General features: G+C 65.0%; 10 protein-coding genes and 1 pseudogene. 5 read left to right on the plus strand and 6 right to left on the minus strand.

The genetic code is table 11. The features are described 5' to 3' along the window. The first annotated feature begins 24 nt into the window (after positions 1-24). The 4 genes from GEV39_RS10690 to ilvA all read left to right on the plus strand — a co-directional run bounded on the left by GEV39_RS10690 (position 25) and on the right by ilvA (position 4,282). Complete coding sequence (locus GEV39_RS10690; protein ID WP_173888842.1) at positions 25-726, plus strand: response regulator; 702 nt, start codon at positions 25-27, stop codon at positions 724-726. Positions 727-732: 6 nt separating this feature from the next. Continuing rightward, complete coding sequence (locus GEV39_RS10695; protein ID WP_173888844.1) at positions 733-2,031, plus strand: ATP-binding protein; 1,299 nt, start codon at positions 733-735, stop codon at positions 2,029-2,031. Between the two features lie 79 nt (positions 2,032-2,110). Next, entirely contained in the window at positions 2,111-2,542 is a 432-nt protein-coding gene (locus GEV39_RS10700) for a PACE efflux transporter (protein WP_173888846.1), read from the plus strand. A 180-nt stretch (positions 2,543-2,722) separates the two neighbouring features. Further along, positions 2,723-4,282, plus strand: coding sequence for a threonine ammonia-lyase, biosynthetic (gene ilvA / locus GEV39_RS10705; RefSeq protein ID WP_173888848.1), 1,560 nt, complete (start codon positions 2,723-2,725; stop codon positions 4,280-4,282). A 44-nt stretch (positions 4,283-4,326) separates the two neighbouring features. On the opposite strand, the gene GEV39_RS10710 is transcribed toward ilvA, so the two are convergent. The 4 genes and pseudogenes from GEV39_RS10710 to GEV39_RS26510 all read right to left on the minus strand — a co-directional run. Next, positions 4,327-5,175: an ABC transporter permease gene (locus GEV39_RS10710; RefSeq protein ID WP_173888850.1), complete on the minus strand. Its 849-nt coding sequence runs from the start codon at positions 5,173-5,175 to the stop codon at positions 4,327-4,329. Next, positions 5,172-6,188 carry an ABC transporter substrate-binding protein gene (locus tag GEV39_RS10715; protein WP_173888852.1) on the minus strand — a complete coding sequence of 339 codons (1,017 nt, stop codon included), beginning with the start codon at positions 6,186-6,188 and terminating at the stop codon, positions 5,172-5,174. Before GEV39_RS10715 ends, GEV39_RS10710 begins: the two co-directional genes overlap by 4 nt. Positions 6,189-6,269: 81 nt before the next feature. Next, a complete protein-coding gene (locus GEV39_RS26505) occupies positions 6,270-7,025 on the minus strand; it encodes a methyl-accepting chemotaxis protein (RefSeq protein WP_370593759.1) in 756 nt (251 codons plus the stop codon). Between the two features lie 102 nt (positions 7,026-7,127). Further along, positions 7,128-8,414: pseudogene (locus GEV39_RS26510) on the minus strand (methyl-accepting chemotaxis protein); the annotation flags it as partial. 236 nt (positions 8,415-8,650) lie between these two features. Here GEV39_RS26510 and GEV39_RS10725 point away from each other — a divergent pair. Beyond that, complete coding sequence (locus GEV39_RS10725; RefSeq protein WP_173888856.1) at positions 8,651-9,970, plus strand: Na+/H+ antiporter family protein; 1,320 nt, start codon at positions 8,651-8,653, stop codon at positions 9,968-9,970. A 13-nt stretch (positions 9,971-9,983) separates the two neighbouring features. Here GEV39_RS10725 and GEV39_RS10730 read toward each other — a convergent pair whose 3' ends face one another. Together GEV39_RS10730 and GEV39_RS10735 are read right to left on the minus strand one after the other, a co-directional pair. Continuing rightward, positions 9,984-10,991 (minus strand): FecR family protein, encoded by a 1,008-nt coding sequence (locus GEV39_RS10730; protein ID WP_173888858.1) that lies wholly within the window; start codon positions 10,989-10,991, stop codon positions 9,984-9,986. Positions 10,992-11,123: 132 nt separating this feature from the next. Continuing rightward, a complete protein-coding gene (locus tag GEV39_RS10735; RefSeq protein WP_173888860.1) occupies positions 11,124-12,893 on the minus strand; it encodes an acyl-CoA dehydrogenase C-terminal domain-containing protein in 1,770 nt (589 codons plus the stop codon). Between the last annotated feature and the right edge of the window lie 6 nt (positions 12,894-12,899).

Genomic DNA, 12,899 nt, shown 5'->3' on the forward strand with positions numbered 1-12,899 from the left:
CTCAACCCACAACCAGATCCGCCTATGCCGAACCTATTCCTGGTCGAAGACGACAGTGCCCTGTCCGAGCTGATTGCCAGCTACCTGCAACGCAACGATTTTCATGTGCAGGTGATCGCCCGCGGCGATCATGTGCTGGACGAGTACCGCCGGCAAAAGCCCGATCTGGTCATTCTTGACCTGATGCTGCCAGGCCTCGATGGCCTGCAGGTCTGCCGCCTGTTGCGCCAGGAATCGCAAGGCTTGCCGATCCTGATGCTGACCGCCCGTGACGACAGCCACGACCAGGTACTGGGCCTGGAAATGGGTGCCGACGACTATGTGAGCAAACCCTGCGAGCCTCGTGTGCTGCTGGCGCGGGTGCGTACCTTGCTGCGCCGCAGCAGTGTCAACGAGCCACGGCTGGACCACGACCTGATCGTGATCGGCGGCCTGCGCATCGACCTGGCCGAACGCACGGTCAGCTGGCGCGGCGACGAAGTGGAGCTGTCCAGCGGCGAGTACAACCTGTTGGTGGTGCTGGCGCGCAATGCCGGCGAAGTGCTGAACCGCGACCGCATCCTGCAGCAACTGCGGGGCATCGAATTCAATGGTACTGACCGCTCGGTGGACGTGGCCATTTCCAAGCTGCGGCGCAAGTTCGACGACAACGCCGGTGAAGCGCGCAAGATCAAGACCGTCTGGGGCAAGGGCTATCTGTTCAGCCGCGTCGAGTGGGAGTGCTGACCGGCCATGCTCAAGATCCTGGTGCGGCTGTACCTGGTGATCATCATTGCCTATGCCGGTGCGCTGCTGCTTATTCCCGACAGTATCGTCGGCCTGTTCCATGACCGGTTCATGGCCTACAACCTGGACCAGGCCAAGGGTGTGCAGTCGATGGTCGTGCGCCAGTTCCGCCAGGCGCCGCGCGAGCAGTGGCCAACGGTGGCGCAGGAACTGGCCGGTGATTTCGCACCGCTGCAATTGCAGCTGTTGCCCATGGACCGCGCGGGCCTGAGCGACCAGGAGCAGGCGCGCCTGGCGCAGGGGCTGCACGCGGTACGCATTGGCGAGTGGGGCTATTACAAAACCGTGCTGGCCCCTTTGGACAAGCAGTGGCTGGTAGAGCTGCATTCGCCACCGGACCCGCTCGACATCAACGTATTGTCCTGGGGGGTGACCGTCTTGATCGGTGCCGCCATGCTCGGCTGCCTGCTGCTGTGGGTGTGGCCGCACTGGCGTGACCTGGAGCGCCTGAAGGAAACCGCACGGCGCCTGGGCCAGGGGCACATGGCCGAGCGTACGCACATCTCGCCGCACTCCAACATCGGCGAGCTGGCCGGGGTGTTCGATACCATGGCCAGCGACCTTGAGCGGCACGTCAACCAGCAACGCGAGCTGCTCAATGCGGTGTCGCACGAGCTGCGTACGCCGTTGACCCGGCTCGACTTCGGCCTGGTGCTGTTGTTCGACGAAGTGCCGCCAGCCAGCCGCAAGCGCTTGCTGGAACTGGTTGGCCATGTGCGCGAGCTGGATGAGCTGGTGCTGGAATTGTTGTCGTACAGCCGGCTGTACAACGCCGACCAGGCCCGCGAGCGGGTCGAGGTGTCGTTGCTGGAACTGGTCGACAGCGTGCTGGGGGGCTTCGCCGAGGAGCTCGATGGCCGCGGCATCCAGTGGGAAGTTCGCGCCGAAGGCGAGCTACCCCGCTTTGTGCTCGACCCGCGGCTCACCGCCCGGGCTGTGCAGAACCTGGTGCGCAATGCCATGCGCTACTGTGACCAGAGCCTGTTGCTGCGCTTGTGCCTGGACCAGGACGGCGCGTGCCTGCTGACGGTGGAAGACGACGGTATCGGCATTCCGGTGGCGGAGCGGGAGCGGATCTTCCAGCCGTTCTACCGGCTGGACCGCAGCCGTGACCGGAACACCGGGGGGTTTGGCCTGGGCTTGGCGATCAGCCGGCGGGCGATCGAGGGCCAGGGCGGAACGTTGACTGTCGCACAGTCGGCGCTGGGCGGTGCGCAGTTGCGCATCCGCTTGCCTGCCCGTTAGCAGGCGGCAGGCGCGTACAGGCTTTTTCTTCTTGGCCAGTTCTTGTAGGTTTACAGCTCTTATAGCCAGGGAGCAGAACATGCAAGGCAAGGCACGCAAGATCGTCCAGGCCATTCTTTACGAGGCCATCGCCGTCGCCTGCGTGGCCCCGGCGCTGGAGTTGGCGTTCGGCGCCGGCATGGCGCAATCCACGGTGCTGTCGGTGCTGATGTCAGGCATCGCCATGAGCTGGAACATGGGTTACAACTGGGTGTTCGAGCGCTGGGAGGCGCGCCAGCAGCAGCGTGAACGTACATTCACCCGGCGCCTGCTGCACGCCCTGGGCTTCGAGGGGGGGTTGGTGCTGATCCTGCTGCCGCTGGTGGCCTACTGGCTGAACGTCAGTCTCTGGGCGGCGCTGCTCACCAACCTGGCACTGTTCGTGTTCTTCTTCGTCTACGCCTTCGTGTTCCAGTGGGGCTTCGACAAAGTGTTCGATGTGCCGCTGTCGGCGCAGCAAGCCAAGTGTTGACGTGGGCCTGCGCGGCAGGCTAAGTTCCTGGCCTATGAACACCTGTCCGCACGTGAACGCCATTATTATTACCGCCATTATCAGCTTGGCGGGCTAGCGCGTACGTGCACCGAACCCGCCCTGGAGGCGGGTTTTTTCTCTCTGACTCCTGGGCAACGTAAAAACGCCAAGGAGTCATCGATGACCAGCTTCAGCACCCCCCGTACCCCAGCAACCCCCCAGCAACTGCTGTCGGAGCATGTGCGGCGCATTCTTGCCGCGCCGGTGTACGACCTGGCTATCGAAACGCCGCTGCAAGCTGCCCCGGCCTTGTCTGCCCGCCTGGGTAACCAGGTGTTGCTCAAGCGTGAAGACCTGCAGCCGACTTTCTCGTTCAAGATCCGCGGTGCCTACACCCGCCTTTCGCGGCTTGGCACCGCGCAACGCGAGCGCGGGGTCATCACGGCGTCGGCGGGCAACCATGCCCAAGGCGTGGCCCTGGCCGCTGCGCACCTGGGCATGAAGGCCACCATCGTCATGCCCACCACCACACCGTCGTTGAAGGTGGAGGGGGTGCGCTCACGGGGTGGCCATGTGGTGTTGCACGGCGAGAGCTTCCCGCATGCCCTGGCCCATGCCCTGAAACTGGCCGACCAGGCCGGCGCCACCTTCGTGCCGCCGTTCGATGATCCCGATGTCATCGCTGGCCAGGGTACGGTGGCCATGGAAATACTGCGCCAGCACCCGGGTGCGCTGGACGCCATCTTCGTGCCGGTGGGCGGCGGTGGCCTGATCGCCGGTATCGCCGCCTACGTGAAGTACCTGCGCCCCGAGGTTAAAGTAATTGGCGTCGAGCCGGACGACTCCAATTGCCTGCAAGCGGCCATGGCAGCGGGGGAGCGGGTGGTCCTGCCGCAGGTGGGCAGCTTTGCCGATGGGGTGGCGGTGGCGCAGGTCGGCGCGCATTGTTTCGAGCTGTGCCGGCACTTCGTCGACGAGGTGCTGACGGTGAGCAGTGACGAGCTGTGCGCGGCGATCAAGGATATCTACGATGACACCCGTTCCATCACCGAGCCTTCCGGGGCATTGGCGGTGGCCGGGATCAAGCAGTATGTGGCGCTGCACGGTGCACAAGGGCAGACCCTGGTGGCGATCGATTCCGGCGCCAACGTCAACTTCGACCGTTTGCGCCATGTGGCCGAGCGCGCCGAACTCGGCGAGCAGCGCGAGGCAATCATTGCAGTGACCATCCCGGAACAACCCGGCAGCTTCCGGGCATTCTGCCAGGCCCTGGGCAAACGCCAGATCACCGAGTTCAACTACCGCTACTACCCCGGCCAGCAGGCGCGCCTGTTCGTCGGGGTGCAGACCCACCCGGTGCACGACCCGCGCAAACAACTGCTGGCCAGCCTGGCTGGGCAGGGTTACAGCGTACAGGACCTGACCGACAACGAGTTGGCCAAGTTGCATGTGCGCCATACCGTGGGCGGTCATGCCGCCCCGGGGGCTACTGAGCGGGTGCTGCGCTTCGAGTTCCCGGAACGGCCAGGGGCGTTGCTGGGCTTTCTGGAGCGCTTGGGCAAGCACTGGAACATCAGCCTGTTCCATTACCGCAACCATGGCGCGGCCCAGGCCCGGGTGCTCGCCGCCCTGGAAGTGCCGGCGCAAGAGCTGGCGGGCTTGCCAATGGCGCTGGATGCCATGGGCTACCAGTACTGGGATGAGACCGACAACCCGGCCTACACACTGTTCCTGGGCTGAGCCGGGGCCGGCGGGTACGCGGTCAAGCGGCCCCGCCGCGCCGTTCAGCGTGCACCGCGCCCGTAGGCCTGGCTGATGCGGTCGATGACCATGGCCAGGGCAACGATCGCCAGCCCGGCTTCCACACCCTGGCCCACGTTCAAGGTCTGGATACCGGCCAGCACATCCTCACCCAAGCCGCGGGCGCCTATCATCGACGCGACCACCACCATCGACAAGGCCATCATCACCGACTGGTTCAGCCCGGCCATGATGCTGGGCAGCGCCAGCGGCAGGGCTATGCGCCGCAACCGCTGCCAGCGGCTGGCGCCCAGCCCGTGGGCGGCCTTGAGCAACGACGGGTCGATCTGGCTCAGGCCCAGCTGGGTCAGGCGCACCAAGGGTGGCAGGGCGTAGATCAGGGTGGCGAATACTGCCGGCACCTTGCCCAGCCCAAACAGCATCAGCACCGGGATCAGGTACACGAACGCCGGCAGTGTCTGCATCACATCCAGAACCGGCAGCAACAACCGCCTGGCCAGTGGCCGGGCGGCCAGCAGGATGCCCAGCGGCACGCCAACCAGTACACACAAACCCGTACTCACCAGCACCAAGGCCAGGGTCTGCAGCAGTTTGTCCCACAGCCCGAGCATGCCGATCAGCGCCAGCAGGGCTACCAGCACCACGCTGCGCAGCAGGCTGCGGCTGGCGTGCCAGGCCAGCAGGCCGACCATCGCCAGCAGCAGCCACCAAGGCACGAGGCGCAGCAGGTTCTCCAGCCCGACCAGCACCTGCAGCAACTGGTCGGACACGCTGCGCAAGTGGTCGCCGTAGTGCAACACCAGCCAGTCGACCACGCGGTTGACGCCGTCAGCGATGGAAAACTGCAAGGCTTGAGGAAAACCGCCGCTCACAGGCTGGCCTCGACCTTGGCCGCGATATCGGCGGGCAGCCAGGCCTTCCATACTTCGCGGTTATCGCGCAGGAAGGCCAGCGCGGCCTCGCGCGGTGCGGTGCGCTTTTCGCTCATGTTCGCCAGCGCCTGGTTCAGGCGCTGGATTGGCAAGTCGACCTGCTCGAAGGCGCGCACAAGGTCCGGGTAGCCATCGCGAAAAGCCTTGGACACCCCGATCGACAATTTCGCCGGTAGCGACTGGCTGCCTTGCGGGTTGGGGTTGCTCGCATCGGTGAGGGTGGCCCAGGCGTTGGCATCGAATGGTGGTTCTTGCAGGCGTACGAGCTTGTAACGGCCCATGAGTGGGGTAGGGTTCCAGTAGTAAAACAGCACGGGCTGGCCACGGCGGATGGCCGAGGTAATTTCAGCATCCATGGCGGCACCGGAGCCACTGCGGAAGTTGGTGTACAGCTCATTCAAACCGTAGGCCTTGAGCTTCTGGCTGTTCACGGTTTCGGAGGTCCAGCCGCTGGGGCTGTTGAGGAAGCGGCCTTTGCCGGGCGACTCGGGGTCGCGAAACACCTGCGGGTAGCGCGTGAGGTCCTCGACTTGTCGCAGCTCGGGGGCACTGGGCTTGATGCCAAGGGCAGGGTCGCCCTCGATCACATAGGCCGGCACCCACCAGCCTTCTTCGGCATTTTTTACCGTGTCACCCAGGGCGAACACTTGGCCGGCCTGCTCGGCCTTGACCCAGGCGGGGCTGCGCCCGGCCCACTCCTCGGCGATGACCTGCAGGTCGTTACGTGCCAGCGCCACCTCCATGCTGACCGTGCTGCCGGGCAGGGTGTCGGTGGGGTAGCCGTAGCCGCGCTCGACAATCAGCCGCAATATCTCGGTGGTGAGTGCGCCACTTTCCCAGCCGATGGCGCCGAAGTGAATGGGGGCTGGCTGTTCGGCCGCTGCTGCGCTATCGGTGCTGGCCAGGCCAACCGTCAGCAGCAGCCCGGCCAGGAGCGCGGGGATTGTTTTCATGTACACCTCGTCGTCGACAGTGCGGCAAGTGTAGACGACGAGGTTGGGCGGCTCCGGTGGGCCATTGGCGCCCCCGACGGTTCAGACGCGGAACTGGTCCATCAGCGCCTGCTGCTGGTTGGCCAGGCTATTGAGCGACTGGCTGACCCGGGCTGACTCATTGGCCTGGCCTGACAGCGATTCGGTCACGTCACGTATGGTGGCCACGTTGCTGTTGATTTCCTCGGCCACTGCGCTTTGTTCCTCGGCGGCCGAGGCAATCTGCAGGTTCATGTCGGTGATCACCGTTACCGCCTGGCCGATGCGCTGCAGCGCGGTCACCGCCTGGCCGACCTGCTCGACACCGCCCTGCGCCTGGCGGTGGCTCTGGTCCATGGCGCCGACCACTTCGCGGGTGCCGTTCTGCAGCGCCTCGATCACCTGGCGGGTTTCTTCCACCGACTCCTGGGTGCGTTGGGCGAGGTTGCGCACCTCATCCGCGACCACCGCAAAGCCCCGGCCGGCCTCGCCGGCGCGCGCCGCCTCGATGGCGGCGTTGAGCGCCAGCAGGTTGGTCTGTTCGGCAATCGAACGGATCACTTCCAGCACCGAACCGATCTTCTCGCTGTTCTGTGCCAGGCCCTCGACCTCGGCCATGGCATCGCTCATGTTGGCGGCCAGGGCGTCGATGCTGCTGGTGGTCCGATCGATCACCGCCAGGCCTTCCCGGGTGGCCTGGTCGGCATCACGTGCCGCCTGGGCGGCCTGGGCGGCGCTGCGTGCCACATCCTGGGCGGTGGCGCTCATTTCGTGCGAAGCGGTGGCTACCTGGTCGACCTGGCGGTACTGCTGCTCCATGCCGGCGCTGGTTTCGCTCGCGATCGCCGAAGACTGGTCGGCGGTACCACGGGCGGCCTGCACCGAGCGTTTCACCTCGGCGATGGTCGGTTGCAGCTTGTCGAGAAAACGGTTGAACCAGCCGGCCAGTTCACCGAGCTCGTCCTGCTTCTGGTAGGCCAGGCGCCGGGTGAGGTCACCTTCGCCGCTGGCGATATCCTTGAGCATGGCGGCCACGCCAAGAATCGGCCGGGTCACCCCGCGCGCCATCAGCCATACCAGCAGCAGGCCGGCGATCGCGGCAGCCAGGCCCAGGCCGAGCTCCAGCAAGGTGGCGCTGGTGTTCAGGGTGTCCAGTTCCTGCTTCAGCGCTTGCGCGGGGCCGGTCAGGGCATTTTCCGGCACATCCAGCAACACGCCCCAAGGCTGGGCATCAGGGATTGGCCGGAACGCTGCCAGCACTTTCAGGCGCTGTTGGTCATGCAGGATGCTCAGCTTGCCAGCGGCCAGCCTGCGCACCAGTTCGGCGCCATGGGCCGGCTCGACCTGGTCGACGCGCTGGGCCAGCTTGCTGGCGTCGGCGCTGTAGCCGGCCAGCAGGCCGACCGGGCTGAGAATGCCGACCCGGGTGCGGCCCTCGTACAGGTTGCGGCTGGCCTCTTCGCTGAGTGCCTGCAGGCTGTTGAGGTTGATGTCGATGGACAGCGTGGCGATGATCTTGCCATTGACCGTCAGCGGGAAAACGATACTGGTCATCAGCACTTGCTGGCCGTCGATGGCATAGAAGTACGGCTCCACCACGCACACCTTGCCGGTAGTGCGCGGGCATACCCACCAGGTGTTGGCCGGCTGGCCACTGGGGCCGATCTCGGTGTTGGCCATGTCATGTTCAGGCAGTGCCATGGCCGTCAGCTGGCCGGCACGCGGCTGCGACCAGTACAGGGCGAAGCGCCCGGTCTCGTTGCTGCCCAGTTCCGGTTTGTCGGCGAACAGGTTGTCCTTGTTGTCCAGCGCATTGGGCTCGAACACCAGTGACAGGCCAAGCAGGTCGGGGTTGGCCTGCAAGGCGGCGCGGACCTGGCGCGTCATGTCCTCGCGCAGGTCGAAGGCATCGAGAAAGCGCTTTTCGGCCTGTTCGCGCAGGAACAGCACCTGGCGGGCGAAACCGGCACCGTACTGGTAGGCGTCCATGAACTGGCGGCGAATGTTCAGCGCCTGCACTTCACCTTGCGACTCGATGCGCGACTGCGCCGCTTCGGTCAACATCTGCATGCTGCTGGCCTTGACCAGGTCCGAGCTGTGGTCCATGCGGTACAGCGACAGGCCGACGAGCAGGGTGACGATGCTGGCCAGGCAGAGACCGGCGAGCAGGGTGATCTTCCACTGGATGGAGAGTTGTCGCAAAGGCATGGGGCGGTTCCCTTTTTGATGCAGTAAGGGTTATGGCTTTGGGCAGGGTGTGCAGGTCGTAGGGGCAGGCAAGTGGCCCCAACATCAACGTATCGGCGCTGTAGGATTTTTCTTTATTCAAACATTCAATTTAAATTTGTCGCCGGTGACATCCGCCGCAACCTGGCATTTTTGACATCTGCCGCCCACTGCTTCAGAGTTCGCGCTTTTTTCTGTCGTAAAGAGGTAAGCCCACCATGAATGCAGTGATCGCCGCGGTCGGCATCATGCTGATACTCAGCCTGTCCCGCGTGCACGTGGTCATCGCCCTGATCATTGGCGCCCTCGTCGGTGGCCTGACCGGTGGCCTGGGTATGGAAGGCACGCTCAAGGCCTTCAACGGCGGCCTCGGTGGCGGGGCGACGGTGGCCTTGTCCTATGCATTGCTGGGCGCTTTTGCCGTGGCGATCGCCAAGTCCGGCCTGGCCCATGCCCTGGCCGACCGCGCCCTGGCCATGATCGACCGCCAGGGCCATGCCAATGCTGGCAAGCTCAAGTGGCTGATGATCGGCCTGATGCTGGCGGTGGCGGTGTCGTCGCAGAACATCCTGCCCATTCACATCGCCTTCATCCCGCTGCTGGTGCCGCCGCTGCTGTATGTACTGACCCGCCTGCGCATCGATCGGCGGCTCATCGCCTGCGTCATCACCTTCGGTCTGATTACCCCCTACATGTTCCTGCCGGTGGGCTTTGGCAACATTTTCCTCAACGAAATCCTGTTGGCCAACGTTGCCCGCGCCGGTGTCGATGTGAGTGGCGTCAATGTCACCCACGCCATGGCGATCCCGGCTGCCGGCATGCTTGTCGGCCTGTTGCTGGCGGTGTTCATCAGCTACCGCAAGAAACGCGACTACGATCTGGCACGCATTGCCCAGGTGGAGCAGGTAGGCGTGCAGTACAACCCAGTGACGCTGCTGGTGGCCGGGCTGGCGATTGCCGCCGCGTTCATCGTGCAACTGCTGCTCGATTCGATGATCATTGGCGCCATGGTCGGCTTTCTGATCTTCTCGTTGTCGGGCATCGTCAAGTGGCGCGACACCGACGACCTGTTCACCGAAGGCATGAAGATGATGGCCATGATCGGCTTCATCATGATCGCCGCCTCGGGCTTTGCCGAAGTGATGAAGGCCACGGGCGAGGTGAACAGCCTGGTGCAGGCTTCGGCACAGTGGATCGACCACAGCAAGGGCGTAGGTGCCTTGCTGATGCTGCTGGTGGGGCTGTTGGTGACCATGGGCATCGGTTCGTCGTTTTCCACCGTGCCGATCCTGGCTGCGATCTTCGTGCCACTGTGCGTCCAACTGGGCTTCGATCCGCTGGCCACGGTATGCATCGTCGGCACTGCCGGTGCCCTGGGTGACGCCGGCTCGCCGGCGTCGGACTCTACCCTGGGCCCGACCTCCGGGCTGAACGTGGATGGCCAGCACCACCACATCTGGGACACCGTGGTCCCTACCTTTATCCATTACAACCTGCCATTGCTGGCGTTCGGCTGGCTGGCGGCCATGACGTTGTAAGGCGGGGCAGGCGTCAGCCTTTGCCAGGCGGCGGCGAAATGCGGTTGAGCACGGTGCTGCCGTCCTTGCTGCGGGTCAGGTACACCGGCAGCACCTTGGGCAGGTTGTTGACCAGGCCTGCCACCTCGCGGGTATTGTAGACACCGCTGATGCGGATGCGCCCGGTGCTGGCATCGGCCAGCCGCAACGGCGCGTCGAGGTAGCGGTTGATCACCGGTAGTGCCTGTTCCAGGCTGAGGTTGTCGAGCACCAGCCTGCCGCTGCGCCAGGCCAGGCTATTGTCAACGTCGCCGCTCTGTTCCAGTTGCGGTTCGAAGTCGCCCTTGTGGTAGCTGGCCTGCATGCCAGGGCCAAGGCGGTAGCCGCCGGCGCTGCCGTCGCTGGAGACCAGCACCGAACCTTCCAGCAAGGTGACCTTGACCTGATCGCGATATTTCCACACGTTGAACTGGGTGCCGGTCACGCGCGTCTGGCCGCGGCCGGCGCGTACGACGAACGGGTGGCTGCTGTCGTGCCAGACCTTGAAGAACGCCTCGCCACGCTTGAGGGTGACCTGGCGCTGGTCTTTGTAATTGAGGAAGGTCAGCTCGCTGTGCAGGTTGAGTTGCACCTGGCTGCCGTCGCTCAGGACCACGCTTTGCATGCGGTCAGTCGCCTCGAAGTGCTGGTAGTGATTAGGCAACCAACCCTGTTCCCAGCCGAGCCAGCCTGCCAATGGCAGCACGGCCAGGGCGATGGCGGCGGCAGAAGCCAGCGGCCGCCAGTTACGCCGGCGCCTGACGGCGATGGCCGCTGGGTTGACGTCCATGATCGTGGCGGTGCGCGGCAGCAGGTCGGCGGTTTGCCAGATTTCCAGCATGGCCCGGTATTCATCGGCATGCCTGGGGTCGGCCGCCTGCCAACGCAGGAATGCCTCGCGCTCGGCCGCCGTGCAATCGTCTGCATGCAAGCGCATGCACCAATGCGCGGCGGCGTCGGTGATAGCGTCGTCAGGGTTGGGCTTGAGGCGGTCGTGGTTCATTGCGGCTCCGGGTTTTGCGCATTCTACCCTTGCGCATGGGCCCGGAGCACCTGGGTAATGGCGAATGACTCCCGGTTTTACGCTGCAATTGCAACGGTTTTGAGCGTTTGAGAACCTTTCGCGCCGGCGCCGTCAGAACTGCGCTGGTGCCAGCCCGTACAGGCTGGCACTGCCTGCGCGAATGCTTGCTTGCAGTGCCAACTCGCGTGGTAACACGCGCTGGAAGAAAAAGTCCGCACAGGCCAGCTTGGCGCCGTAAAACCCGCTGTCCTCAGGCTGCTTGGCCAACGCCGCCGCCGCCATGCGTGCCCACATATAGGCATACGCGGTGAGCCCGAACAGCTGCAGGTACTCCACCGCCACCGCACTGACCAGGTTCGCGTCTTCAGCGGCGCGTTCCTGCAGCCACGCGCTGGTGGCCTCCAGCCGCGTGAGGCTCGCCTGCAAGGCTGCCCGGTGTAACGGGGCGTCCAGGCTGAATGCCCGTACCTCGGCGGCGAAGCTGGCCAGTGCCTGGCCGCCATCCGCCAGCACCTTGCGCCCCAGCAAGTCGAGGGCCTGGATGCCATTGGTGCCTTCATAGATCTGCGCGATGCGCACATCACGTACCCGTTGCTCCTGGCCCCATTCGCGAATGTAGCCGTGGCCACCGTACACCTGCTGGCCGAGCACGCAGCTTTCCAGGCCGTTGTCGGTGAAGAACGCCTTGGCCACCGGGGTCAACAGCGCCACCATGCGCTGGGCCTGCTCGCGTTCACTGGCAGCTTCGGCATAGCGCGCCAGGTCGAGCTGCTGGCCCACATAGGCGGCGAACGCCCGGCCCCCTTCGGTGAGGGTGCGCATGGTCAGCAGCATGCGCCGCACATCGCCGTGGTGGATGATCGGGTCGGCGACCTTGTCCCGCAGCTGCGGGCCCACGGCGGCGCGGCTCTGCAGACGTTCGTTGGCGTAGCGGGCAGCAGCCTGGTACGACGCCTCGGCACAGCCGATGCCCTGGATGCCGATCGACAGGCGTTCATAGTTCATCATGGTGAACATGGCCGCCAGGCCCTTGTTCGGGTCGCCCACCAGATAACCCGTGGCTGCGTCAAAATTCATCACGCAGGTAGCCGACGCCTTGATACCCATTTTGTGTTCGATCGAGCCGCAGTGGGCAGCATTGCGCTCGCCCAGCCGGCCATCGGCGTCAACCAGGTACTTGGGCACCAGAAACAGCGAGATGCCCTTGGCACCGGCGGGGGCATCGGGCAGCTTGGCCAGCACCAGGTGGATGATGTTCTCGGTCAGGTCCTGCTCGCCGCCGGTGATGAAGATCTTGCTGCCGGTGATGCGGTAGCTGCCGTCGGCCTGGGCTTCGGCGCGGCTGCGGATCAACCCCAGGTCGGTGCCGGCATGCGGCTCGGTCAGGCACATGGTGCCGGCCCAGCGCCCTTGGTAGAGGGGCGGCAGGTAAGTGGCCTTGAGCGCCTCGCTGGCGTGCGCATCGATCGCCAGGCAACTGCCAGCGCTTAGCGCGGAATACAAACTGAAGCTGCAGTCGGCCGCGTAGAGCATTTCTTCGAACAGCACCCCCAGCATCTTCGGCATGCCCATGCCGCCATAGGCCGGGTTGCCGCCCAGGCCGACCCAGCCACCCTCGCGGTAGGTGTTCCACGCTTCGCGGAAGCCATCGGGCGTGGTGACGCTGCCGGCGTCGAAGCGCACCCCTTGCTCGTCACCCTGGCGGCTGAGCGGCGCGATCAGCTGGCTGCTGACCTTGGCCGCCTCTTCCAGAATGGCGTCGGCGGTGTCGGCGTCTATGTGCTCGGCCAGGGCTGGCAGGCGCGCCCACACGGCCGGGGCGTTGAATACATCGTGCAGAACGAAGCGCATGTCGCGCAGGGGGGCAGAGTAGGTGGTCATCGGCGG

The organism is Pseudomonas sp. NY5710, from assembly GCF_013305665.1.
GTDB lineage: Bacteria > Pseudomonadota > Gammaproteobacteria > Pseudomonadales > Pseudomonadaceae > Aquipseudomonas > Aquipseudomonas juntendi.